Annotated in this window: 29 protein-coding genes and 2 riboswitches; of the genes, 22 read left to right on the plus strand and 7 right to left on the minus strand. The window is 39.0% G+C overall.

Going from position 1 to position 25,291, the window contains the following annotated elements:
* Positions 1–128: 128 nt before the first annotated feature.
* Both M3225_RS06685 and M3225_RS06690 read left to right on the plus strand, forming a co-directional pair.
* Positions 129–641: a sigma-70 family RNA polymerase sigma factor gene (locus M3225_RS06685; RefSeq protein WP_251391925.1), complete on the plus strand. Its 513-nt coding sequence runs from the start codon at positions 129–131 to the stop codon at positions 639–641.
* Between the two features lie 19 nt (positions 642–660).
* The gene (locus tag M3225_RS06690) at positions 661–1,833 is read left to right on the plus strand and encodes a DUF4179 domain-containing protein (RefSeq protein ID WP_251391927.1); all 1,173 of its coding nucleotides are present in this window, start codon (positions 661–663) and stop codon (positions 1,831–1,833) included.
* Between the two features lie 40 nt (positions 1,834–1,873).
* Here M3225_RS06690 and M3225_RS06695 read toward each other — a convergent pair whose 3' ends face one another.
* Positions 1,874–2,293 carry a MarR family winged helix-turn-helix transcriptional regulator gene (locus tag M3225_RS06695; RefSeq protein ID WP_251391929.1) on the minus strand — a complete coding sequence of 140 codons (420 nt, stop codon included), beginning with the start codon at positions 2,291–2,293 and terminating at the stop codon, positions 1,874–1,876.
* A gap of 143 nt (positions 2,294–2,436) precedes the next feature.
* Here M3225_RS06695 and M3225_RS06700 point away from each other — a divergent pair, with 143 nt between their 5' ends.
* The 7 genes from M3225_RS06700 (at position 2,437) to M3225_RS06730 (ending at position 7,431) form a co-directional block, all read left to right on the plus strand.
* Positions 2,437–2,784 carry a DUF6054 family protein gene (locus tag M3225_RS06700; protein ID WP_251391930.1) on the plus strand — a complete coding sequence of 116 codons (348 nt, stop codon included), beginning with the start codon at positions 2,437–2,439 and terminating at the stop codon, positions 2,782–2,784.
* A gap of 200 nt (positions 2,785–2,984) precedes the next feature.
* Positions 2,985–3,368, plus strand: a complete 384-nt coding sequence (locus tag M3225_RS06705; protein ID WP_251391931.1) for a FixH family protein — start codon at positions 2,985–2,987, stop codon at positions 3,366–3,368.
* Positions 3,369–3,688: 320 nt separating this feature from the next.
* Positions 3,689–3,946, plus strand: a complete 258-nt coding sequence (locus M3225_RS06710; protein WP_251391932.1) for a FeoA family protein — start codon at positions 3,689–3,691, stop codon at positions 3,944–3,946.
* Positions 3,939–4,670, plus strand: coding sequence for a FeoB small GTPase domain-containing protein (locus tag M3225_RS06715; RefSeq protein WP_251391933.1), 732 nt, complete (start codon positions 3,939–3,941; stop codon positions 4,668–4,670). Before M3225_RS06710 ends, M3225_RS06715 begins: the two co-directional genes overlap by 8 nt.
* A gap of 13 nt (positions 4,671–4,683) precedes the next feature.
* Complete coding sequence (locus M3225_RS06720) at positions 4,684–6,051, plus strand: nucleoside recognition domain-containing protein (RefSeq protein ID WP_374109823.1); 1,368 nt, start codon at positions 4,684–4,686, stop codon at positions 6,049–6,051.
* Positions 6,052–6,248: 197 nt separating this feature from the next.
* Complete coding sequence (locus tag M3225_RS06725) at positions 6,249–6,929, plus strand: hypothetical protein (RefSeq protein ID WP_251391935.1); 681 nt, start codon at positions 6,249–6,251, stop codon at positions 6,927–6,929.
* A 124-nt stretch (positions 6,930–7,053) separates the two neighbouring features.
* Positions 7,054–7,431, plus strand: coding sequence for a hypothetical protein (locus tag M3225_RS06730; RefSeq protein ID WP_251391937.1), 378 nt, complete (start codon positions 7,054–7,056; stop codon positions 7,429–7,431).
* A gap of 73 nt (positions 7,432–7,504) precedes the next feature.
* Here the strand turns inward: M3225_RS06730 and M3225_RS06735 are convergent, their stop codons facing one another.
* Complete coding sequence (locus tag M3225_RS06735; protein ID WP_251391939.1) at positions 7,505–7,858, minus strand: FixH family protein; 354 nt, start codon at positions 7,856–7,858, stop codon at positions 7,505–7,507.
* A gap of 241 nt (positions 7,859–8,099) precedes the next feature.
* Between M3225_RS06735 and M3225_RS06740 the strand changes: the two genes are divergently transcribed.
* Positions 8,100–9,083, plus strand: a complete 984-nt coding sequence (locus tag M3225_RS06740; RefSeq protein WP_251391941.1) for an HD domain-containing protein — start codon at positions 8,100–8,102, stop codon at positions 9,081–9,083.
* A gap of 107 nt (positions 9,084–9,190) precedes the next feature.
* Here the strand turns inward: M3225_RS06740 and M3225_RS06745 are convergent, their stop codons facing one another.
* Positions 9,191–10,297 carry a GntR family transcriptional regulator gene (locus M3225_RS06745; protein ID WP_251391943.1) on the minus strand — a complete coding sequence of 369 codons (1,107 nt, stop codon included), beginning with the start codon at positions 10,295–10,297 and terminating at the stop codon, positions 9,191–9,193.
* Positions 10,298–10,635: 338 nt separating this feature from the next.
* Here M3225_RS06745 and M3225_RS06750 point away from each other — a divergent pair, with 338 nt between their 5' ends.
* From M3225_RS06750 to M3225_RS06800, 11 genes are all read left to right on the plus strand, one after another.
* Positions 10,636–12,267, plus strand: a complete 1,632-nt coding sequence (locus M3225_RS06750) for a xylulokinase (protein WP_251391945.1) — start codon at positions 10,636–10,638, stop codon at positions 12,265–12,267.
* Positions 12,261–12,959, plus strand: a complete 699-nt coding sequence (locus M3225_RS06755; RefSeq protein ID WP_251391947.1) for an L-ribulose-5-phosphate 4-epimerase — start codon at positions 12,261–12,263, stop codon at positions 12,957–12,959. Before M3225_RS06750 ends, M3225_RS06755 begins: the two co-directional genes overlap by 7 nt.
* Before the next feature lie 29 nt (positions 12,960–12,988).
* Entirely contained in the window at positions 12,989–14,413 is a 1,425-nt protein-coding gene (gene araA, locus M3225_RS06760) for an L-arabinose isomerase (RefSeq protein WP_251391949.1), read from the plus strand.
* Positions 14,414–14,585: 172 nt separating this feature from the next.
* Entirely contained in the window at positions 14,586–15,965 is a 1,380-nt protein-coding gene (locus M3225_RS06765) for a sugar porter family MFS transporter (protein WP_251391951.1), read from the plus strand.
* A 374-nt stretch (positions 15,966–16,339) separates the two neighbouring features.
* A complete protein-coding gene (locus M3225_RS06770; protein WP_251391954.1) occupies positions 16,340–16,591 on the plus strand; it encodes a hypothetical protein in 252 nt (83 codons plus the stop codon).
* Between the two features lie 80 nt (positions 16,592–16,671).
* Positions 16,672–16,782, plus strand: a riboswitch (SAM riboswitch).
* Between the two features lie 80 nt (positions 16,783–16,862).
* Positions 16,863–17,051: riboswitch (cobalamin riboswitch) on the plus strand.
* Positions 17,052–17,203: 152 nt separating this feature from the next.
* Entirely contained in the window at positions 17,204–19,501 is a 2,298-nt protein-coding gene (metE, locus tag M3225_RS06775; RefSeq protein WP_251391956.1) for a 5-methyltetrahydropteroyltriglutamate--homocysteine S-methyltransferase, read from the plus strand.
* A gap of 135 nt (positions 19,502–19,636) precedes the next feature.
* Positions 19,637–20,254, plus strand: a complete 618-nt coding sequence (locus tag M3225_RS06780) for an acetate uptake transporter (protein WP_251391958.1) — start codon at positions 19,637–19,639, stop codon at positions 20,252–20,254.
* Between the two features lie 124 nt (positions 20,255–20,378).
* Positions 20,379–20,879, plus strand: coding sequence for a GNAT family N-acetyltransferase (locus M3225_RS06785; RefSeq protein ID WP_251391960.1), 501 nt, complete (start codon positions 20,379–20,381; stop codon positions 20,877–20,879).
* Positions 20,880–21,061: 182 nt separating this feature from the next.
* Positions 21,062–21,262, plus strand: coding sequence for a helix-turn-helix transcriptional regulator (locus M3225_RS06790; protein WP_251391962.1), 201 nt, complete (start codon positions 21,062–21,064; stop codon positions 21,260–21,262).
* A 160-nt stretch (positions 21,263–21,422) separates the two neighbouring features.
* On the plus strand, positions 21,423–21,587 hold the full coding sequence (locus tag M3225_RS06795) for a hypothetical protein (RefSeq protein ID WP_251391964.1): 165 nt from the start codon (positions 21,423–21,425) through the stop codon (positions 21,585–21,587).
* A 64-nt stretch (positions 21,588–21,651) separates the two neighbouring features.
* Positions 21,652–22,065 carry a DUF5301 domain-containing protein gene (locus M3225_RS06800; RefSeq protein WP_251391966.1) on the plus strand — a complete coding sequence of 138 codons (414 nt, stop codon included), beginning with the start codon at positions 21,652–21,654 and terminating at the stop codon, positions 22,063–22,065.
* A gap of 119 nt (positions 22,066–22,184) precedes the next feature.
* Here the strand turns inward: M3225_RS06800 and M3225_RS06805 are convergent, their stop codons facing one another.
* Both M3225_RS06805 and M3225_RS06810 read right to left on the minus strand, forming a co-directional pair.
* Positions 22,185–22,325, minus strand: a complete 141-nt coding sequence (locus M3225_RS06805) for a hypothetical protein (RefSeq protein WP_013058226.1) — start codon at positions 22,323–22,325, stop codon at positions 22,185–22,187.
* 166 nt (positions 22,326–22,491) lie between these two features.
* Positions 22,492–23,124, minus strand: coding sequence for a LysE family translocator (locus M3225_RS06810; RefSeq protein ID WP_251394348.1), 633 nt, complete (start codon positions 23,122–23,124; stop codon positions 22,492–22,494).
* Positions 23,125–23,262: 138 nt separating this feature from the next.
* On the opposite strand from M3225_RS06810, the gene M3225_RS06815 reads away from it, so the two are divergent.
* The gene (locus tag M3225_RS06815) at positions 23,263–23,889 is read left to right on the plus strand and encodes a transglutaminase-like domain-containing protein (protein WP_251391968.1); all 627 of its coding nucleotides are present in this window, start codon (positions 23,263–23,265) and stop codon (positions 23,887–23,889) included.
* Positions 23,890–23,925: 36 nt separating this feature from the next.
* On the opposite strand, the gene M3225_RS06820 is transcribed toward M3225_RS06815, so the two are convergent.
* Positions 23,926–24,366 carry a DUF5391 family protein gene (locus M3225_RS06820; RefSeq protein ID WP_251391970.1) on the minus strand — a complete coding sequence of 147 codons (441 nt, stop codon included), beginning with the start codon at positions 24,364–24,366 and terminating at the stop codon, positions 23,926–23,928.
* 431 nt (positions 24,367–24,797) lie between these two features.
* Entirely contained in the window at positions 24,798–25,286 is a 489-nt protein-coding gene (locus M3225_RS06825; protein ID WP_251391975.1) for a DUF2500 domain-containing protein, read from the minus strand.
* Between the last annotated feature and the right edge of the window lie 5 nt (positions 25,287–25,291).

A 25,291-nucleotide genomic window follows, 5' to 3' on the forward strand; every position in this document is an offset into this window, starting at 1 on the left:
TTAGCTTATTTTACCAGAGGGAGAAATCGTGAACAAGTTTATTTTTTATTTGAGTTAAGAGTATTGATAGGTTTTATAAAAAGAATTCGTATTAATAGATGTAAAAGCAAGCGGAAAGGAGCAATACCATGGAAGATGACTGGATCGTTACGTGTATATTGCATAAAAAAGAAAAAGGGCTGGAGCTGTTAATTGATCAGTACGGAGGGTTAATTACGTCCATTGTACGCAAACATTTAGGCACGCTAAAAAGCTATGAAGAAGAGTGTATAAACGACGTTTTATTAGCGGTGTGGCATCATATTCATCGCTTTGATTCGGAGAAAAATACGTTTAAAAATTGGGTTGCCGCTGTTGCCAAGTACAAAGCCATCGACTATCAGCGCAAATACATAAAAACACAGCACGAAGCACTTGGCGAGGCGGAAATTAGTGAAACAGAAGGAGTTCATAACGTTCAAGCAAACGACGTGGAAGAACTGCTGTGTCATTTAAATGAAGGAGACCGCGAGCTGTTTAAAGCGTATTACCTACAAGAAGTGGAACTTAAACAAATTGCTAAAAAGCAGCAGACCACGATCAGCAATTTATACAACCGGCTGTCACGCGGACGAAAAAAACTAAAAGCCATTTTCAAATGACGAATAAGGAGGGATAGGTATGAAAAATCAATATGACTTATTAAATGGGTCTTCTGTAGACTTTGATGAATATGAAGAAATCGAGCTAACAGCAAGCGAGAAAAAACGAATGAAAAAGCGCTTAAAACGTGAAATAAAGCCGGCGCGGAAAAAAGCGCGTCCGCTGATTGCCGCTGCTGTACTGCTGCTTGCTGTGACGCCTGTGATGATGCAAAATGAAACGGTATGGGCATCGGCTGTACGAATAAGTCAGCAAATTGGCCAGCAAATCGAGCTGTTTATGAATAAGCCGGAAGGAAGCTATAGCGGCTATAAAAAAACCGTAAATGAAACCGCAACGGACCAAGGCATTCAAGTAAAAGTAAATGAACTGATGCTTGATGACGGACAGGTACTGCTTGGGTTAACGATTAGCGCAGATGAATTTAGAAGAACCGCCCTAGGTCTTAACCGAAACACGCCAATTCGACCGGGAGAACTGCGCGTGAAAATTGGCAACATGTCGTTTTTTGATTCCGCTTCAAGCATTACAGATGAAACCATAAAAAATAAAGACGGAAGCTGGAACTACTTATATGCACTAAAATTAACGCAAGCGGACACGGACGGAGACGGGAAAATAGATGTTCATGGCTACAACGTGCTAGATCATATTGATCCAAACAAAAACTATCAAATTAGCGCTCAGTTCACAAGCCTCGAGTTTGAAAAGAACCCTGCCCAGACGAAAAGTGGGAACTACCGGGATTCTTATGAAGAGATTAAAGGAAATTGGACCGTACACACAAGCGTAAACGGCTCGAAAATTATTGCTGATACTAAAGTGTATCCATTAAACAAAGAAATTCCGATTAACGAAAAAGGAATAGAAGGCGTATTGTCCATCAAAGAAGTTCGCGTATCGCCCGTTTCGATTAAGCTGCACTATACGTTTACAGCATCAAAAGGAAATGCGCAATTTGGGACACAAGTCGGTGTTACTGTTAAAGATCAAAATGGAAGAGACCTGTTTGAAAGCGGAAGTGGAGGAGGAACAAATACAGTGCTGGAGATGGACGAAGAGTATCGGAATGATAAAGAAGTGGCCATACTTCGGATCGTTCCGTATGTAAGTGATCATGAAAAAGACTGGTCAAAGGATTTAACCTCGGACGCCTTTAATTTGAAGATAAATAACAAAGCACAAAAATAAAAAACAGATGCCTGCTACGTAGCGGGCATCTGTTTTTTTATCAAACATCCATTTTATTTAACAAGCGAAGAAACGTCTGTAATTCTTCATCCGTAAAATGTCCAAGCTTTTCACCATATTCTTTGGTGAGTACTTTTTCCATTTCTTCTGCAAAGGCTTTTCCTTTATCCGTAATCGATAAGTAGACAACGCGGCGGTCTTTTTGACTGCGTACGCGCGTGACGAATTCTCTTTCCATCAGCCGGTCGCTGATGCACGTCATGCTGCTGTTTGAGATGTGCATATGCTCTGCAATCTCAGAAACAATATGCTCGCCTTCTTTATACAGCAGGTGAAGCGCTAAAAATTCATTTAAAGGAATATATGATTTTAAAGTGGGGATAACAGACATCTGCATTTTTTTTGTTTGGTTTCGCATAGTTGAAACCACATCTTGTATAAGTTCATCTCGTGTATTCATAGAGGTTGTGTGCTCCTTTTTCCGTTCAAACAGTTCTTTTTCTCTTCTATTGTACCATATTGTTCATAAAGAGAAGTGGCAGGTTTTTTAGAAGGGAAAAGAGAAGTAGAACATATCTGTTGCGATAGAAAGGGGCTTGAGTGATGGAAAAGGTGATTGAATTTAAAACGACGCTGCTTCCTTTTGATGGAGCAAAAAAGCTCGTGAACGCAAACAATTCCGAAAGTGACTTATTATATAAAGAATATTATGATCTCGGAGACGGCAAGCAGCTGTGCACGCTTGTGTTTGAACGTTATTTTTTTCGCACCGGCGGCAGAGGATCATTAACGATTATTTTAGAAAATGTGTCCGGTCCAAACAAAGTAAAGTGTATTCCTTCAGGAAGCGCAGAAGGCATGTTGAATATTGACTGGGGAGCAAGCAAGGATTTTGTACGATGGGTAGAAAACGCACTGTCTACTTATACGTTGGAAGAACCGCAAAGATAAAAGCAAAGCTGGAGAAGGAAATAAGCTTCTTCAGCTTTTTTGTGAAGCGAATGACGAGTAGAGGAATGAAAAGATGTAAAAACTACTGTAGAAATAAGAACTTTATGTGGACAATGAGCATTTCTTCTCTTTTTAGCGGATAAATGGGTATAATATGAAATTGCAGGAAGTCGCACATTTACATAACAAAGGAGAACATAATGAAAAAGCTCAGCATTGTATTATTCGTTTTAATTATAGCTATAGTAGGCTGTTCAAATGGAAATGATTCAAGTTCAAAAGAAGTCAAAGGAACGATCGAAGCACCCCAATCAATTCAACCAAATGAAAAAGTGAAGCTTGAAGTCCTTGTGACGCAAGGAGATAAAAAAGTTGAAAACGCCGATGATGTACAGTTCCAAGTTGAAAAAGAAGGCTATATCAATCAAGAAATGACAAAAGCACCGCATGAAGGAAAAGGTGTCTATAGCACGGACTATACGTTTAAAGAAAACGGCGAATATACGATTACGGCTCACGTTACGGTAGACGGGGACATGAAAATGTTTACGAAAAAAGTGACGGTAGGCAAGTCTAAAGAGTAGAGCTTACAGATGAAGAAGTGATTTATATAACCACCGTAAAAAGAGAATGCCTCGCGCATTCTCTTTTTTTTATAGATGATACAAAAAAATATATAAATCAGCGATAAGTTCCTCTAGACTAAAAAAGTTTCCTGTGGTAAACTTTTGGTATCATTTTAAGTGAAAACTGAAAATTTTAAATAAATTATGCTGACATGTTCATTTTTCTGCACCAGCAGAATACCCTATTAAAAATCAACGAGCATATTTTTTTACCCTAAAAGTTGGTCTAATGAAAAAAATATAACCTTAGATAAAAAATGAGAAGGGATGAAAAATAGATGGCTAGTGTAAATAATTATCCATTGTCTACATTTACGACAGGTGAAACGGTACAGCTTGAGCGAATCGAGATCGAAGGTGCGTTAAAGCGCCGCTTGTTAGATTTAGGGTTTATTCCCGGAGCCATCATCAAAGTGCTTCAAAAAAGCCCGCTAGGAGATCCTGTTGCCTATCAAGTAAGTCATACAACGATTGGTCTTAGAAAAGAAGAAAGCTCAAAAATTTATGTGAAAAAAGTAGGTGACGACTGTGAGTAAGTATCGTATTGCATTAGCAGGAAATCCGAACACAGGAAAAAGTACGTTATTTAATGGATTAACCGGTCTCAAGCAGCATACGGGAAACTGGACGGGAAAAACAGTAGCCAAAGCAGAAGGGACGTTTGAACATCATAATCAGCTCTATACTATAGTGGATTTACCTGGAACGTATTCACTTTATTCAAACTCGGCGGACGAAGAAGTAGCGCGTGATTATATTTTATTTGAAAGACCTGATGTTACGGTTGTTGTTGTGGATGCAACGGCGATGGAAAGAAATCTTAATTTAGCTCTGCAAGTGATGGAGATGACTGAAAACGTCGTGATTTGTGTGAACTTAATGGATGAAGCAAAGAAAAAAGGAATTGTGATTAACGAAAAAAAGATGGCCGAATCGTTAGGCGTACCGGTTGTACCTATATCAGCTCGCAATAAAAAAGGAATTTCTAATTTGCTAGACGCAATAGAACAAGTTGTACGCGGGCAAGTCAAGCTTAATCCGTACCAAGTGCAGTACACAAAAGAAATTGAAGATTTACTAACGGAGCTAGCTCCTCAAGTTGCTTCTATTGTTGGAAATCAATTTCCTCTTCGCTGGATTGCTTTGCGGGTTCTTGATGGAGATACAACATTTTTAGAAACGATTCAGCAGCGTCAGCAGCAAGACATTGGTCATACAGAAAGGAGGAACAGCGCATATGGGAAATCCGTTAACTCCTGAAAACTCATTAGCGATGGAACAATTAACACGCTATGCTCAGCAGGCAAAAGAAAAAGATCATCGTTCGAATATGGTCGCAAGTATTTATCAGTCTTCGCAGCAAATATGTAAAAAATCAGTCGTGTATGAAGATCGATCAAAGCTTCAGCGCACGGAAAAATTAGATAAAGTCTTCACATCGCCGATCTGGGGATTTCCGATTATGCTTGGCATTTTATCGGTCATCTTTTATATCACGATAGCCGGTGCAAACGTTCCTTCTGGATTAATTGCAGAAGGGTTCAGCTGGGCGGAAGGGTATTTAACAGCTTTTTTTCAAGCGATGCATGCACCAGACTGGCTGCATGGAATTCTTGTGTTAGGGCTATTTCGCGGCACGGGGTGGGTCATTAGTGTGATGCTGCCTCCGATGGCTATCTTTTTCCCTGTTTTTGCACTTTTAGAAAACTACGGCTACTTGCCTCGCGTAGCGTTTAATATGGACCGTTTGTTCAAACGAGCAGGAGCACACGGCAAACAGTCGCTAACTATGGCGATGGGGTTTGGATGTAACGCCGCAGCGATTATGTCGACGCGTATTATTGAATCTCCCCGTGAACGTATGATGGCGATTTTAACGAATAATTTTGTTCCGTGTAACGGCAGATGGCCTACGCTGATTTTGTTAGCTTCTTTATTTATGGCGACCGGCTTTACAGGGAGCGCTAAAACCTTCGTAACGGCGCTTGTTGTAGTGGGGACGGTGTTATTTGGAATCGTTGTGACGCTATTGGTATCGTGGGGACTGTCTAAAACAGCATTGCGCGGGGTTCCGACACACTATACGTTAGAGCTTCCGCCTTACCGCAAACCAAAATTTGTTGATACGATTGTGCGCGCTACGCTGGATAAATCGCTATATGTGCTAAAACGCGCCATTATTGTAGCAGCACCCGCAGCGGTGTTAACGTGGGTACTGGCCAACATCTATATCGGTGATACAAGTATTTTAATGCATTTTATTCAGTTTCTTGATCCGTTTGCTCAGCTGCTAGGACTAGACGGTTATATACTAGCTGCATTTATTATTGGGTTGCCGGCTAATGAAATTGTCGTGCCGGTTCTATTAATGGCTTATTTGTCAACAGGTTCATTAATTGAAATTGAAGATGCGACCAGACTAAAGCAGATTTTCCTTGATCACCACTGGACGTGGCTAACAGCTCTTAACATGATGTTGTTTTCGCTCCTGCATTTTCCGTGCGGAACGACACTTGTTAATATTTATAAAGAAACCAAAAATGCAAAGTGGACGTTTCTAGCTTTTGCGATCCCAACAGTGATTGCGATTGGTGTTACGTTTATTGTCGCTCAAGTGGTGAAAGGATTTAACTTTATTTAAATGTGAAGTGTATATGAAATAAATAAAAATGCAGGGCTTTGCAAAGAGCCCTGCACTTTTTTTATGAGCCGCTGATCAAATAGATTTCTAGTGTTATAATGTAAATAAAATTTATATTTTTTAGGGGAAATGGTAATTTGTATGATATGTGTTTCTTTCATGGTACACATATATTTAACCTCTGGGGGAGAACAACTATGGTGAAAAACAAGGTAGCAGAAACCGTCTGCTGGCTGGCAATCCTTGCTCTCCTTATTCTCAGTATCGTGAATGTCGTTCATAAAGATACAAAACAAACGCTTCTATTTACAAAAGACGAACTCAAGTCTGGAGAAGTAAGCAAGAGCTGGGAGTCATTTCGAAAAGAACAGCAGCTGTCTAAGCACAAAGTAAAAATAGAAGACTTTCGTTTAACGCTAGATAAAGATCAAAACATATATTCTATGCAGTTTACAGTGATAAATCGTTCTGATGAAGACTCATATACAATGCTAGATTACCGTAAGTGTTTTTTATGTGAAACTAAGGCAGAGAATCAGTTAACGGTTACAAGTGAAAAAGTTGATCAGAAGCCTGTTCAATATGACCGATTAATGAACGCAGATGAGTTTTTTTCAAAGATAGAGATTCTTAATAACCAACATTTCTTTACGACTAGTCGTTATGCGTATACGCACCTTCATTCTTCCGGTGAGTATGAGAATACAGGTTATGACGGTCCTTACTTTGTTTTAGATGAGATGACATTAAAACAAATACAAACCCCTAATTCTTCGGGCAAAGATTATACCGGTTATAATATGCAAGTAATTGGAAGTCATAGTTCAGAAGGCTACCATACAAGCGACGCTACTACAAAAACGGTGATGATTAGGTAAGAAGGAATTCTGCAAGTCCTTTTTTGAGGGAGCAACAAAGGATGAGTTTGCGAAAAAATAGTTAAGGGGCTAAAGAGGTTAATAGACAAAAAAGCGCAGATAGAATGCTAAAAGGAGACTGACTGTGGGATTATTTTTCAGCAAAACAGATTCTAAAAAAGCTAGTAAGTATCAAACAAAACTATATTTCGGTTTCACCATCGTCATCATACTGAATGTGATCAACAGCTGGTTTCTAGACTGGTTTTGGCTTTATGTAACAACAAGTAGCGCTCTGATAATATTAGTGGTACTGCTGCTAAAAACACCTAAACATCATTCAAATGAAGAGTGGAAGCAGCTAGAAATAGACAAAGACGAGGCTTTTGAAAACAAAGTCAATCTTTTGATTATAAATGGCCGAAGAGACGTTGACGTTATTAAGTACATACGGAAAGAAAAAAATCTTGGCTTGCTTCATGCGAAGCAGTATTTTGATCGTATTAAAGCGTCAAGGCAATAATAAAAAACGACCTCTGACAAGAAGGGGTCGTTTTTGGATATATAGTTTATTCTTTCTTGCCAACCGTCACTTTTTACGTAAACATCTTCATGTCGCCTTTTATGGTAACATGAGCGGTAATTGTATATTCTCCGTCTTCTTCAAATGTATAGTCGGTGCTGTATGCGCCGCTACTCTGATGTTTTGCATCAATCATTTCTTGATTAATGTATCCTTCTTTTTCAACTTGAATCTGTACGGCATCTGCATTTTCTATCTTTTTGTCCCCTTGTGTAACGAGCACTTTAATAGATGTTTGTTCATTTGCTTTAATCGTTTGGGGCACTTCAATTGTTCCTTTTACTTCCTGTGATTGCTGCTCATTTCCTTTTGAACAGCCGACCACGGCAATGACTAAAACGAGCAGTAGCATACTAAGCTTTTTCATAAATATCTCCTTTTTTATCTTATATCCTGTTAGTAAATAAATGTCTCTATAAAACTTTATCACTGAAGTCATAAAATAAAATCATCACAATGAGTGATTTTTACGAGTGTTCATGTAAGAGAATTGAACATTTTGTTACAAAAAATAGTTTACTATCATAACAAGAGGAGAGGTGCTTTACAGCATTGTGTCTTGCGCTTAGGATTTAAAAAATAATAAGCTAGTAAAAGGAGAGAAAAACATGCTCATACTTTATGATGAGCTGTACGGAGAATTTGAAGCAGACGGCGTTCTTTTAGAACTGATTCAAAGTGACCCCGTGCAGCGGTTAAAAGGGATTTATCAAGGCGGAGCGAGCCGGTTTGTAAATAAAAAATGGAATACTACACGATATGGTCATTCCGTTGGTGTGATGATGCTTGTAAACAGACTAGGAGGGTCTTTGGAAGAGCAAGTAGCGGCTTTATTGCACGACGTTTCCCATACGGCATTTTCTCATGTGATTGATTATGTTCTTGAACAAAAAGAAGAAAATTACCATGAAATGATTTACGAAAAAATAGTGGCCGAGTCGTCTATTCCTCATATTTTAAAGAGCGCCGGATTAAATTGGCGAGATATCTTACTTGATGAAAGCCGATGGACGTTACTTGAACAGAAAGCTCCGCACTTATGTGCTGATCGCGTGGATTATACGCTTCGGGATTTATACGTATGCGGCGAAATTACTTTACAGGAAGTGCATGCTTTTTTGGATCAGCTTGTCGTATTTAATGAGCAAATGGTGTGCAGCAATTTATCAGCTGCAGAGTGGTTTTTGGATGCTTACTATAAAGAAGTGATTGGCTTTTTTATGAATCCCCTTAATATGTTTGGAAATTATCAGCTGACGGAAATCATCAAGCTCGCTTTGCAAAAAGATATATTATCTATGGAAGATTTTCTAAAGCAGGATGAAGATGTGGTTCGCTTGCTGAAAAACTCAGGATATAGGAGGATTGAAGCGATGTTATCTGCTCTTTTTGACAGCAAAGTAGAAAAAGGAACTGCGTCTTGTTATGATGTTCACCAAACGACAAAAATGCGCTGGGTTGATCCTCTTGTTGTCGTTTCAGGTCAGGTTGTTCCTATATCCGAGCTATCTATTAACGCTAAAAGAGTAATAGAGCAAGCAAAACAAACGATAGAAAAAGGAGTATATATCAACATTCACGCTCCGTTGTGAAGGGGAGAAAGCAATTACATAGATAAGGGGATGCAAATTATTATGCATCCCCTTATACCATAAAAAGTTTTGTAGGTCCCCAAAGGAAGACCTTGTGTCTACATCACTTAACGAACTTCATCACGCTTCGCATTCAATTCTTTAATGGTTTCTCCTTCAACTAACAGAGGCTGATAGTAGGTTTCGTTTGGCAAATCTTTTTTGCCCTGGAGCTTTTTAATGATCCAATCCGCCGCGTCGTGTCCCATTTGTTCCTGTGGATGCGTTAAAGTCGTTAAATTAATAGTCGCATTTTTAGCGATGTACGAATTGTCTTGACCAATAATTGACAACTTGTCCGGAATGGAAATACCAAGCTGTCTGCATACATTTACAACTTCTAATCCAACTTCATCGTTATAGCATACAAGGGCCGTCATTTCGTCTTGGTTTTCAGTAAGAAACGTTTTTAAATTAGCATACAAATCGAGCTTTGTTTCCGTATTAAAAGACAAAATATGCTCAGGCTGAAAGCGGAGCTTTGCTTCACCGAGTGCTTTTATATATCCCTTCATTCGGTACTTTCCCTGAAGATCATCCATTTTTGCAATGAGCCCAATTTGTGTATGTCCTTTTGAGATTAATTCGTTTGTGGCAAGGTAGCTTGACTGAACATCGTCTAGACAAAAAAACGGAACGTCCAATTCTTCGTAGTAGGCGTTAATCATTGTAAACGGAACATCTTGTTCTTTGAACGATAAATAATAAGAGATGTTTGGATTGTACAAATTGCTTTTTGTAGGTTCAACAATTAAACCGTCTACTCCATAGGAAAGCATCATTTCCAACGCTTTTTTTTCTTGTTCCACATCATTATTCGTACTCGCGAGCAACAGCGAATAATTATCTTTATTTAATCTGCTTTCAATTCCGCGAATAATAGAAGGGAAAATATAGTCGGAAATGTACGTGGTAATAACGCCAATCGTTTTGTTTGCAGAAGCCCCGCTAGCTTTTGATTGATACTGATTACTTACATAGGTACCAGATCCTTTTTCGCTTCTTAAAAATCCTTCATTCGACAGCTCTAAAATCGCTTTTCGAACCGTATGTCTGCTAACGCTATACGTTTCTTGCATGACTGATTCAGTAGGGATTTGTTCGCCCATGCTGTAATCTCCTGAAAGAATTTTACTTTTTATATCCTCAATAATAACCTGATATTTTGGCTTCATTTTTTCACTTCTTTCGTAGTTGTACACATTCAACTTTTTTTGTGTGTAAAATTTGTATGGACATATTTTATCATGAACATGAATAAATGAAAAGATTTCCCTAGTTTTTAATTGAAAGTAGAATAGTTTAGCAGTTGGATACCGATCGTTTAAAAGTTTAAAAGGAAAAGGTAAGGTATTTTTTATTATTTGTGTGTATATATAATTTTTATATTGACAAATGTACGTACAAATAAATATACTTAGGTTGTTAACAAATTCAAACAGCGTTACATAAAACGGAAAGCGCTTCCTTACTGCTATAGGTATTGTTATGGCTATCAGAAAGGAGATTAAATGTGAAAACAACTCAAGAAAGCATAAAACAAGCAATTGCTAAAGGGAATACTTCACTTGGAATTGAACTTGGATCTACCCGTATCAAAGCGGTGCTGATTGACGAAAATTTTGAAACAATCGCATCCGGAAGCTATGAATGGGAAAATCTCTTGGAAGACGGTTTTTGGACGTACAACTTAATCGATATTATTACAGGTCTGCAAAGAGCTTACCGTGAAATGAAACAAGAAGTTGAACGAAGCTATGGAATAACCATTCGAACAATTGGTTCCATTGGTATTTCAGCTATGATGCACGGATATATGGCGTTTGATAAAACGGGTGAGCTGCTTGTTCCGTTTCGAACCTGGCGTAATGCTACGACAAGCGTGGCAGCAAAAGAATTAACTGAACATTTTCAATTTAACATTCCTGAACGATGGAGCATTGCGCATCTGTATCAGGCAATCATAAATCAAGAAAAACACCTACCGCGAATTGATTTGATTACAACGTTAGGCGGCTATATTCACTGGCTGCTAACAGGCAGTAAGGCACTTGGCATTGGAGATGCTTCGGGGATGTTTCCAATTGATGAACGCACGCAAAATTACAGTGAAGATATGATGAAGCAGTTTGATGAGCTCATTTCTCACAAAGGGTATCCATGGAAACTGACAGATATTCTGCCTACGGTCCATACTTCAGGAGAACAAGCAGGCACATTAACAGCGATAGGTGCGAGCATTCTGGATCAATCTAAAAATTTACAGCCTAGTATTCCGTTTTGTCCTCCAGAAGGAGATGCGGGAACCGGAATGGTTGCTACAAATAGTGTAAGAAAGCGCACTGGAAATGTTTCAGTAGGAACTTCCGTTTTTGCGATGATTGTATTAGACAAAAAGCTTTCAAAAGTCTATCCAGAAATTGATTTGGTGACTACGCCAAACGGCAGTCCAGTTGGAATGGTTCATGCTAATAACTGCTCAAGCGACTTGAATGCCTGGCTCGGATTGTTTCGTGAATTTTCTGAGGCTATGGGGAAAAAAGTGGAATCGGATAAGTTATTTGAAGTGATGTTAAATAAAGCGTTAGAAGCTGATCCTGATGGAGGGGGCTTGCTAAGCTACGGCTATTTCTCAGGTGAAAATATTACCGGAGTAGAAAAAGGACGTCCATTATTTGTCCGTTCAGCAAAAAGTAATTTTAACCTAGCAAACTTTATGCGAACGCATCTTTTTACAGCTTTTGGTGCATTAAAAATGGGGATGGATCTTTTAGTGAAAGAAGAAAATGTAAAGATTCACAGTATTTTAGCGCATGGAGGGTTATTTAAAACTCCGGTAGTTGGCCAAAAAATGATGGCAGCTGCGATTAACACGCCGGTTTCCGTAATGGAAACAGCAGGAGAAGGAGGCGCGTGGGGCATGGCTATTCTTTCTTCTTATATGTTAAATAAAAGTGAGAATGAAAGTTTAGAAGATTTCTTGGATGATAAAGTCTTTAAAGAAGTTACCGCACAAGAAATTTATCCTGACGCACTCGATGTGAAGGGGTTTGAAGCATTTATCAAAAGATATAAAAAAGGCTTAGTCATTGAAAAAGCAGCTGCAGAACATCACAGTGAAGAACGGGAGGAGTTAATGTGCTAGACAAATTAAAAGAAGAAGTATTTCAAGCAAACGTCGATTTACCGAAACATGGACTGGTAAAGTACACATGGGGAAATGTAAGTGCGATTGATCGAGACAGCGGTTTGTTTGTGATTAAACCAAGCGGCGTTACGTATGAAAAGATGCAAGCGAAAGACATGGTAGTCGTTGATTTAGATGGCCGCGTTGTAGAAGGTGAGCTCAATCCTTCATCTGATACACTGACGCATGCCGTATTGTATAAACATTACCCGCAAATCGGCGGTATCGCACATACGCATTCAACGTGGGCGACCATTTGGGCTCAAGCAGGACTTGATGTTCAAGCAATGGGGACTACTCATGCCGATACATTTTATGGTTCTGTCCCGTGCGCGCGCTTTTTAACACAAAAAGAAGTGAATGACGGATATGAAGTGGAAACGGGCAAGGTGATTATTGAAACCTTTGAAGAGCGCGGTTTAGATGTGTTAGCGGTTCCTGGTATTTTACTTCAAGGGCACGGGCCGTTTACGTGGGGGAAAGATGCCAAAACGGCTGTAATGAACAGTGTAGTATTAGACGAAGTATCAAAAATGAATTTCTTTACACAAAAATTAAATCAGCTGGCTGAAGAGCTGCCTCAGCGTATATTAGATAAACATTATTTGCGAAAACACGGAAAAAACGCGTATTACGGGCAAAAACAGTAAAAGACGTACATACAGAAAAGGGGATTATCATGTTAAAAACTACTCAAAAAGAATTTTGGTTTATTGTTGGTTCACAGCACCTTTATGGAAAAGAAGCACTAGCAGAAGTAAAAGCACACGCGCAAACAATGACTAATGCTTTAAATGAAAGCGGTATCTTACCTTATCCGCTCGTGCTGAAGGATTTAGCTGTTAATGCTGATACAATCACAAAGATGATGAAAGAAGTTAATTACCGAGATGAAGTTGCCGGTGTGATCACGTGGATGCATACGTTCTCACCTGCAAAAATGTGGATTCGCGGCACAAAATTATTACAAAAACCGCTGCTTCATTTGGCAACACAATTTAATGAAAGCATTCCTTGGGAAACCATTGATATGGATTTTATGAACTTGAATCAATCTGCTCACGGTGATCGTGAATACGGTTTTATCAACGCGCGTTTGAACAAGCAAAATAAAATCGTAGTGGGCTACTGGGAGCGCCCTGAAGTACAGCAGCAAATTGCACAATGGATGGATGTAGCGGCTGCTTATAATGAAAGCTTTAACATTAAAGTTGCGCGTTTTGGTGACAACATGCGTAACGTTGGAGTAACGGAAGGAGATAAAATTGAAGCGCAAATTCAATTTGGCTGGACGGTTGACTACTTTGGAATTGGTGACCTTGTTCAATATGTAAATGGCGTTACGGAAGAAGAAATCAATGATTTATTTGCCGAATATGCAGACGCGTATGAATTTGTTTACGGTGATTATCGTGTAGAAGATTGGGAATCTAGCGTAAAAGTACAGGCAAGCTATGAAATTGCGATTAAACGTTTTCTTGATGAAGGCGGCTACAGCGCTTTTACCACTAACTTTGAAGATTTGTACGGCATGAAACAGCTTCCTGGTCTAGCAGTACAGCGCTTGATGGCACAGGGATACGGCTTTGCTGGTGAAGGAGACTGGAAAACAGCCGCGCTTGACCGCTTACTCAAAGTGATGAGCCATAATCAGTCAACGGGCTTTATGGAAGACTACACGTATGAATTAGCTCCCGGTCGTGAGTCAGTGCTTCAATCACACATGCTTGAAGTAGACCCAACGCTAGCAACAAACAAGCCAAAACTAATCGTCTCTCCGCTAGGAATCGGCAACCGCGAAGACCCGGCCCGCTTAGTATTTGACGGTAAACAAGGCGAAGGCGTAGTGGTTTCCATGGCTGACTTTGGTACGCATTACAAGCTGTTAATTAACGAAGTATCCGCATTTGAGCCGGAAGCTCCAGCTCCAAATCTTCCGGTGGCGCGCGTGCTTTGGAACATTAAGCCAAACTTCCAAGACGGCGTTAAAGCGTGGATTGAAAACGGAGGCGGTCACCATACGGTACTTTCATTAAATTTAACCACGGATCAAATTGTAAGCTATGCAAAGCTTGTTAATTTAGAGTACGTCATTATTAAGTAAGCATTCTTATTTCCAAGGGAGCGTTGCTTCCTTGGAAATGAAAATATGATGTAGCTTTCACTAATCGTGTGGACTATTCGTGAAAGAAAGTCGTTTTTAAGAAAGAATGAAAGCGTTTTAAATTCATGTGATAGGTAGCAAAACTAAGACAATAAAAAGGGGATATATAATCATGAGTAAAGTATCAAGTAAGTTTATCTTCTTCTTCGGCTCATTTGCCGGTATTTTATTCGGTTATGATATTGGGATTATTGCTGGTGCAGAAGGTCATATCCGTCAAGCATTTCATTTAAGTCCGCTGTGGCTGGGAATTGTTGTTTCGTCTTTAATGGGCGGAGCGATTATCGGTTCCATTTTAAGCGGTTTATTAGGGGATAAGTTTGGACGAAGAAAGTTAATTTTAATTTCTTCTATCATCTTTCTTTTAGGCTCAATTGGTTCAGCCATCGCACCAGAGGAAATTACGTTAACGATTGCTCGCGTCTTTTTAGGTACAGCAGTAGGAACGGCTTCTTCTTTAGTTCCTGCATATATGTCAGAAATCGCACCTGCTAATATTCGCGGGAAGCTTTCGGGTTTGAACCAATTAATGATTGTAATTGGACTATTATTAAGCTATATCGTAGCCTTTATTTTTGAGCCGGTTCCAAACAGCTGGCGACTAATGCTTGGCAGCGCCGGTATTTTTGCGGTCGTATTATGCATCGGTATGATAAAGCTTCCAGAGTCACCTCGCTACTTAATTAAAAATGGGATGGGAGATAAAGCGCGTGAAGTTTTGCGTACGCTTCGTCCCTCAGCAGCTGAAGTGGAAGCTGAAGTGTCTGAAATTGAAAGCGTAGCTGTGCATGAAGAATCAGGCATCAAACAGCTGTTTCATAAAAAATTTCGTTTAGCTTTAATTATTGGCGTCGGAATGGCAACTTTTCAACAGATTCAAGGCGCAAACTCGATTGTTTATTATGCGACAAGCATTGCCCGTCAAGTGGGTTTAGCCCCGCAGGTAGCAGCTGGTTTTACGGTCATTGTTGGGGTAATCTTCGTCGTGACAACACTTATTTTTCTGCAGTTTGTTGATAAATACAACCGCCGTACCATTCTTACGGTTGGCGGAGCGGGAATGGCCCTTTCCTTTTTTACACCGGCTATTCTTGGAGCAGTAGGTGTTAATGAAGCCGTAGTTAACTGGGTTACGCTAATTGCACTTTGCTGCTTCATCCTTTGCTATGCGTTTTCTTGGGCGCCGCTTACTTGGATCATTGTAGGGGAAATTTTCCCGCTTTCTGTACGCGGAATCGGTGCTGGGATTTCGTCTGCCTTTAACTGGACGGGGTCACTGGCAGTTGGGCTTGTGTTCCCTATTTTAGCTGATCAGTTTAGCTTAGGCGTTATCTTTTCAACTTTCGGGATCATTTGTATTCTCGGATTATTCTTCATACGTTTTGTAGTTGTCGAAACAAAAGGACGGAGCCTAGAGCAAATTGAAACGGACATGGCAGCTCGCTCTGAAAGAAATTCTTTGAGTCCGGTTGAGCGTAATAAATACGTCTAATTGTCGTAAACGTTTTAAATGTAAGAATCCTTTGCTATCTCAGCAAAGGATTCTTTTTTTACGTAATGTGAATGATTCATAGATACGATAAAGGTATCTTTTTTTTAAAGTCTTTCTATGATTTACAGTAAGACTTTTGGCATATTCTACATAATTCTTAAAGAAACCTTGTAGCAGAAGGCTCAGTCAAACATTATAATAGATAATGAATGATGATATATCCTCTTTATTTGTCATATATTTGTATTACATATGTAATTGAAGCAAAACATTCACTTGATATACTGTTTAACGACTTAACTTTATCTGAAAATTTACAGTGAAATACCTGTTTATAGAGGCTTAGAACATACACAGCAAATGGAGGAGCTATAATGGCAAACGAAAAGATGAAAGAAGGACTTGATCGTTTTATTAAAGAAGATTTAAATGACCTTTTAGGTAGACTGTTCCCTTTAATGGACCGGGAGTGTGCCGAGGAAAAGAGAAAACTTATTGAAACAGCGGTAGAGTACATTTACTCATCAGGATACCATCAAGGAGCAAAAGACTTAATTGAAACACATCGAAAAGATGATTACAAAATGTTAAGGCAAAAATTAGCGTCAGCACCTCCTGAAAACTGATTTTTTTGAAATTTCTTTTGACAATGTAAATCTAAGGTGTTAAGATAACTCTACATTCAAAACATTATAAAAAATTAAAACTCTTATTGAGAGAGGCGGAGGGACTGGCCCTATGAAGCCCGGCAACCATTTAACGATCCTGTTAAAAAGGTGCTAAATCCTGCAAAGCGTATAGCTTTGACAAATAAGAGAGGATTTCATAGATACTATGCCTCTCTATTACGAATAGAGAGGCTTTTTATTTTATGTAATCCTGTTTTGAATGTAACAATTTTATAAAAATGCATCAGGTGCTGTGTAACGAATGTACGCAGCTTAAAAGGGAAGACCGGTGAAAATCCGGCGCGGTCCCGCCACTGTAATGGGGAGCAACTTATTAACCACTGTTTCATTCTGAAATGGGAAGGGATAGGAAGCGATGAACCTAAGTCAGGAGACCTGCCTGTTGTATGCACTTAAGCTCTACGGGATATAGAGAGGAGTGAGGAATACGTGTTGAGAAAAACAGGCTATCTCAACTCTAGTTAACGATGCGTATCATCTCTCTTTTCATTTCGAAAAGAGAGATTTTTTAGTTTAGCGGAAAAAAAGAAACTACAGGGAGTGGAAAAAATGAGCAGTGTAAAAAGTTCAAACTTAGGTTATCCAAGAATTGGTGAAAAACGAGAATGGAAAAAAGCGCTTGAGCAGTTTTGGGCAGGAAAGCTGGAGAAAGATGTATTTTTGCAAGAAATTGAAGCTCTTCGCCTTGAACATCTTAAAAAACAGCGTGACGCAGGAATTGAATTGATTCCAGTCGGCGATTTTAGCTTATACGATCACGTGTTAGATACAGCGGTTATGTTTGGTTTGGTGCCAAAACGTTTCAATTATGACGGAGGGCCGGTATCGCTTGAAACGTATTTTGACATAGCGCGAGGTACAAAAGGTGCAGTAGCATCTACGATGACAAAATGGTTTAACACAAATTATCACTATATCGTACCAGAGCTTGACGAAGCAAAGCCTGCTCTTGTAGAAAATCGCCCGCTTCAATTCTACAAAGAAGCAAAACAAAAGCTAAATATCAAAGGAAAGCCCGTTATTTTAGGGCCAGTGACATTTGTGAAGCTGTCGAAAGGGTATAAAGAAAGTGAGTTTGAAAAAATAGTTGAACAATTTGTTCCTCTTTATGCGACTATTTTAGCTGAGCTACAGGCAGAAGGCGTCGAGTGGGTACAGATGGATGAGCCGATTTTATCTACAACGCTATCAAAAGAAGACCTGGCGTTGTACAAAGAAGTCTATCAATCTTTGAATGAAGCGGCACCGAACGTAAAGGTTATTTTGCAAACGTATTTTGACAGCGTTGATTACTACAAAGAAGTTGTGTCTCTTCCTGTTCAAGGAATTGGTTTAGACTTTGTACATGACCGCGGAGAAAATCTCACTGCGCTTAATAAATATGGTTTTCCAACTGATAAAGTGCTTGCGGCAGGAGTTATTGACGGACGAAACATTTGGCGTGAAAATTTGGACGAACAGATTTTAACGCTTAGTGAAATTGAAGAAGTAGTATCAAAAGACCGTTTGATCCTACAGCCTTCATCGAGTCTATTACATGTTCCTGTCACGGTGAAAAGCGAAGAAACCATTGATCCAATTTTAAAGAACGCTCTATCCTTTGCAGATGAAAAGCTGAAGGAAATCACGCTGTTAACAAAAGCGGTGCAGCAAGGAAAAGAAACAATACAAGAAGAGATAAATGTAAGCAAACAGGCCATTCAAGCATTAAATCAATCATCTTTCCGAAATCATCAGGACGTGCAAGAAGCGCTGAAGCAACTCAGCTATAAAGCGGAGCGTCAAGCACCGTTTGACGTACGTCAGCGCGTTCAAAAAGAGGCTTTTCAACTGCCGCTTCTTCCAACCACAACAATTGGAAGCTTCCCGCAAACAAAAGAAGTGCGACGCGAGCGTATGAAGTGGCGGAAAGGTGAGTTAAGCAATGAAGCGTATGAAGCGTACATTAACGATGAAATAAAAAAATGGATTGAAATTCAAGAAGACATCGGCTTAGATGTGCTTGTGCACGGAGAGTTTGAACGAACGGACATGGTTGAGTACTTCGGTGAAAAATTAGGAGGCTTTCAGTTTACTAAGTTTGGCTGGGTGCAATCATACGGTTCTCGCTGCGTAAAGCCGCCGCTTATATACGGAGATGTATTCTATCAGCAGGCGATGACGATAAAAGAAACGGTCTATGCGCAATCTCTAACAAATAAGCCGGTTAAAGGAATGCTGACGGGTCCAATTACGATTTTAAACTGGTCGTTTGTGCGTGATGATATCTCGCGCTACGACGTGGCAAATCAAATTGCGCTTGCTCTTAGAAAAGAAGTGGAAGCACTGGAAAGTCAAGGCATCTCGATGATTCAAGTGGATGAACCGGCGCTTCGTGAAGGACTGCCGTTAAAACGAGAAAACTGGGAAAACTACTTGAACGCCGCGGTGTATGCGTTCAAGCTAGCCACGGTATCCGTGCAAAATGATACGCAAATTCATACGCATATGTGCTATTCAGAATTCGAAGAGATTATCGATGCCATCAAAGCGCTTGATGCCGACGTGATTTCCATTGAAACGTCTAAAAGCCACGGTGAATTAATTTATGCGTTTGAAGAACATACGTACAATCAAGGAATCGGACTTGGCGTGTACGATATCCACAGTCCGCGCATACCAAAGCTTGAAGAGCTGACGCGAAACATCGACCGCGCCTTGCAGGTCCTTGATCCTACATTGTTTTGGATTAATCCCGACTGCGGCCTTAAAACAAGAGGAATCAGTGAGACGGTCGAAGCCTTAAAAGTCATGGTTGCTTCAGCAAAGCAAACAAGACAAAATTTATTGCAAAACGTTCAATCGTAAGGAATCAAAAAACAAGCAGTGTAGAGGCTACACTGCTTGTTTTTATAGGGTTTTAAAAGCCCAGAAATATCCATTGACACTTCCCGTACATTTTTGTATCTTTTTAAAGTGTTTTTAAAATCAGGGAGGTACAACATGAGTAACAACAGCACACAGCACGTTAAAATTGTAACAGCTGATCCATCAGCGCTAGGCCTATTCGGACTTGCCATGGTGACACTCGTTGCATCGTTTCAAAAGCTTGGGGTAACCGATGGTGTTTCATTGGTATTGCCATGGGCGATTTTTTTAGGCGGAATAGGACAGTTAATCGCGTCTATTCAAGATTTCAAACATAATAATACCTTTGGCGCAACTGCTTTTGGTGCCTTCGGGTTATTTTGGTTAGGTGTAGCCATGACATGGCTTATTCAGCTTGGAGCATTTGGGGAAGCGCTAGCAAAAGCAGCGGATCCGAAGCAGCTCGCATTTGCTTTTGTAGGCTACTTTATCTTCAGCGTTTTTATGACAGTCGGAGCAATGGGCACTCATAAAGTATTATTTATTATTTTTGTGTTAATTGATTTCTTATTTATCGGATTATCGCTCAGTACATTTGGTGTGTCATATGAATATACGCACTTACTAGCAGCAGTGTCAGAGCTATTGATTGCTCTGTTTTCATTCTATGGATCTGCAGCGGCTGTATTAAATACTCACTATGGTCAAGTTGTGCTTCCAGTGGGCAAGCCGTTTGGTGCATTTATAAAATAATCAAGACGTTCATTAAAAAATGAAGTAGGATTGAATTCTGTATTATGCAGAGGTCAATCCTTTTTTGTTTGAACGTTTTTATATATAGTAGAAAGAGATAGTTATATATAATAGTAGCTTTTAAATGAAAGGAAACGTTCCAATGATTATAAGACAAGTGCAGGAAAATGATTTAAAACAATTAATTACATTAGAAAACAAAGGTTTTACACCTGAAGAAGCTGCCTCAAAAGACGCGTTTATCACGCGGATTAAAACCATGCCTGATACGTTTATCGTTGTGGAAGAAAATGAAGAAATGATTGGATATGTGAACGGACCCGTTATTTCAGCGCCGTTTATCACAGATGATTTGTTTGAAAAAACGATTTCCAACCCTGAGACAGGCGGTCATCAAAGTATTTTAGGCATTGTAGTAAATCCACAGCATCATCATAAAGGAATTGCCAGTATGCTGCTAGGAGCGTTTGAGAAACAAGCGCGGGACAAACAGCGCTTAACGGTTACATTAACATGTAAAGAAGAATTGATTCCTTTTTACGAAAAAAACGGGTATGTGAACCAAGGAGCTGCAGAGTCTCAGCATGCAGGCGTGCAGTGGTTTAATATGAGTAAAAAGCTTTAATTTTCATGAAAAGCACAAGTTCTCCTTTAAGGAATTTGTGCTTTTTTTATTAGGTTTAACGAATGCATATAGTAGTAGGTATGTAAGAGACACTAATTTGTCAAACATATTTGACAAAAACAAGGAAGATAATATAAGATATGGATGTAAAAAGTTTTTTACATTTTAGAGATGAGTGATGAATGGTGGAAAACCGAATTAAAGAACTGCGTAAAATCAAACGAATGTCTCAAGATGAACTGGCAAAAGTATGCGGCGTATCGAGACAAACGATTAATGCAATTGAAAACAATAAGTATGATCCAAGCTTGACGCTTGCTTTTCAACTGGCCGAAGAGCTGGAAGCAACAGTAGATGAGCTGTTTTTATTTAGAAAATCATGATTTAGTTAAAAAGGAGAAGGTAATGTGAAGCAACGATCTTACTAGTAGGCGTTTTGACACTTCTGTCTTATAAGCGAACAATACATAAGTAAGTAGAAGATTAATAATACTTCTATCACTTCATATAAAAAAGATTTACAGAGCGATGGTGGTGAGATGAATGGAAAATCGAGTTGCAGGAGTAGCTCTTACAAGCACGGGAATGTTACTGTTGATGGTAACGTTAATACTTCCTGTTCCGGGATTAATATATAGCTTGCTTGTAGGGAGCAGCATTCTACTAAAGGGATGCGGAACTGGAGTAATAAAAAGATGCATCACCTAAAAGCAGGAGGCTATACAATATAAAACCTCATAGATGCAAAGTGATGTAGAAAAGGAGGCTTCTTTTGAAAAAAAGAGCAGTTATTATATGCGTACTTCTATTTATTGTAGTATTTTACTTTACATATACAGGAAAAACCTATCAGTTAAAAGATGTAATAAAAATAGACGAAACAAACGTTACGCGTATGGAAATAGATACGGACGAAGGGAAACGTGTGGTAGACGATAAAAAGAATATGAAGCAAATCGTACATTCTTTGTCGCAAGTGGAAGTAAAAAAAAGCAAGGAACGCGATCCGAAGTTTGACCAGGCTTACTGGGTAAAAATCATTGAAAATGGAAAAGATGCTTACGGCTTCACAATTTACGATGATGATTACATAAAAGCATTTAACTTTAAAAGTAAAAAGCAATATACGTATACTATCGTTAAAGATCAAAAAATAGACGTTAAAAAGCTGTTTTCAACTAAATAAACCTTGTATTGATAGGGAAAAGTACCATAAGCTTTTTCGAACCTACTAAAAAAGACAGCGCAGGCTGTCTTTTTTTTATTAAAGTAATAGATTGAAAATTTTGATTATTTAAAGCGGAATTAATCCTTGCCTATATAATTAATAAATGATTGTATTAGGTCAATATCAGGGTTAACCAATAGTGCTGGAAGAAGGCCGAATGTTAATAATACAAGAACGTTGGATCCAATAAAGATGCGAAGTGCTTTTTTGATTTTCATGATATTTCCTCCCTTTTTTATATTTTCGTATAAAAAGAGAAAAAAATCAATAGAAATGTGACGAAATTGTGAACTTTTTGTCTAATAGTCACGACTAGATCATAAAAACCCCCTCTTTGTACTAGACAGAGAGGGGGCATTATAAGTCATAAAGTATGTAGAAAAATTAAAAGTACATGCGCAGATTCCCAATGAAACGATAAAGAAAGTAGCATGAAAAGCCAATTAATATACATCCAGCCGCAACAGAAACCCATTTGATATAAAGCTGATTCAGCACTTTTCTAGTTCCAGAGACAATCGTCATTAAGCCTAGGTCATGAATTAAAATCCCCGTTAATATTCCTGCGGCAATCAGCAGGAAATGAAAAGAATGAGAGGATTGAAGGGAATTTGTCAGCACCGTCCCAAACACGCTCAGCCAAAAAATGAGATTGCTAGGAGAAATGGCAACAAAGATACCGTTCACATAAGAAGATGCAAAGGACTTTTTTACATGTTCTCCAGGAGCTGTTATATCATGATCTGCATGCTTAATGCTGTCGTAGCCAATATAGAGTAAAAAAAGCGCTCCTACAAGCCACATAATCAGTTGTATAAAAGGAGCCGATAAAAAAGAAGCCAGTCCAGAATAAAGGAGCACAATTAGTAATAAATCAACCGTCATGCCCCCAAGTCCGACAACCCATCCGTGAAGAAAACCATTTTTTAAACCTTGCTTTGTCATTTCAATCGTCACTGTGCCAACGGGAAGCGCGATGGAAAGACCAAGTAACACATTTGCTAAAAATAACGTCACCAAAAACAAAACCTCTTTCAATCTCGTATCTACTATCGTTCTCCGTTTAATTTGTCTTTCATTATATGAAAATATGTAATAAAATTCAATATTATGAATAAAAAAACACTTCAAGACGTAAGAGGAGGAAAAAAGTAAATGAAATTAGTTTGTGAATCGTTGGAAAAAGAAGACTACATGCAAGAACTTCCAGAGGTGAACTTTACACACCCTTTGATTCAACAAAAGGTTCGTGAACTTAAAAGTGAGTTGCCTCACTCTTCACTAGGGTACATAAAAAAAGCATATGAGTTTGTGAGAGATGAAGTTTCTCATTCATGGGATATTCAAAGTAGACGCATCACGAAAACTGCTTCAGAGGCTTTAGAAGAAAAGGAAGGGATTTGTTACAGCAAGTGTAATCTATTAGCCGCTTTGCTGCGTGCAGAAGGGATTCCGACAGGCTTTTGTTATCAAAGATTGATACTTGGAGATACGATAGACACAGGCTACTGTATTCATGCGTTAAATGCTGTCTACATCAAAAGCGAAGATAGATGGATTCGATTAGACGCGAGAGGAAATAAAGAAGGAGTGCAGGCCGACTTTTCGCTAAAAAAAGAAAAATTAGCTTTTCCAGTAAATCCTGCATCGGATGAAGTGGACTATCCGGTTATTTATACGAAACCTCATAAAGAAACGATGAACGTATTGTCTCAGCACGAAGACTGCTTGGATATGTATCTGCACTTTTTGCCTACGGAGTTAGAAAAAGAGGAGCAGTAGCTGCTCCTCTTCATCAGTCTAAGTCCTCTAACCATATTACATGCTTTCCTGTACGGTGGCCGACGGTCTTTTAAACGCAACAACAAACCACACAATATTCGTGATCAGTAAGCCTAAACAAGAAATCATTACACCTATGATTGAAGGTAAGTTTCCTGAGAAATTTTCTAACCCAAATAAAAACAGAGCCGGCATTAGTAATAGAGTACTAGCAGCTATTAAAAGTCCGATGCTACAAAAAGCGGCCATCACAAATTTTAAGAAATTGATTCCTGCCATATAAAAAGCTAGAGGCAACAAATATAAAAACAGAACCATACCAAGAGATAACCACAGCCCCACTGAACCGAACGTATTAACGTTTGGGCCTGAATCCGCTAGAGGAGAAAGTGAACCAAGAACCAAGATAAAGCAGAAAAATAAGGCAGAAAGTAAGGTGGTAATGACTACACTATTTTTTGTTGTATGATTACGCACTGTTTTTTAACCTCCTTTCCCTACAAATAAGTATATGGATTAATTTTACAATTAAAAGGTTTGTTAGTCACCATTTTTTTACAAAAAACATCTTAATAGGTTGAATAGTAATGAAAAGTAGATGGGTTGAGATAATACACGTGAACATATTTTTTGTGAGGGCCCGGATAGTGGGTTTGGTGCCAGTACTGCGTAAGCAGCGTTTGAATAGGGTGCGAATGAGGGGCTTCCCCGAAATGTCCATAGCAGATGCCGCTCTCTGAATAAGGAGAATACATAAAATCACCTGCCTATTTAAATGAATGTGTTACACGGTATGTTTTTATACTGATTAAAGTTCTTCTACAATGTAAAAAGGGCACAAATAGGTCGTTTGCTACATGAATGTTTATGTACAGTAAAAAAGATCTCTAAAAGAAAGAGGTCATTAGCTAAGCATCTGCATGTTCTTCATTTTGACGCCTTTGAAAATCCAAAAAACGAGTTCCTTGAAACGTCAGCATTCCTTCGTCGCCTTCTGCAAGCCTGCCGTATTCGCTGCCTGAAATAATAAATTCAGAGCGATCGGTGCTTTCAAACTCAAAGGTTACGTAGTAGGTTGTAGACGTGTGAGAATGAAGATGTTCGTGAGCGTGACTGTTGTGGCGGTGGACGTTTGTCCGTTTGCCCGTAATTTTTGCTTTTACAGATAGACGAGGAGACTGCTCATTTTTGCTCCACGTGCTGATTCCTTTAAAAATAGAAAATAAAAAAATGCCAATAATAATAACAAAAAACAGCATAACAAACGTAGGCATTCCGTTAAATAACGCATCGTCTGGAAAAAAAGCGCCTCCGCTTAAGTCATCGGGCGCATCACCTTCAAAAACAATTTCATCTCCCGACGGGTTATTTTCAAATATGATTTCATCTTCAAACATTCGTA

Source organism: Priestia aryabhattai (assembly GCF_023715685.1).
Classification (GTDB): Bacteria; Bacillota; Bacilli; order Bacillales; family Bacillaceae_H; genus Priestia; species Priestia aryabhattai_B.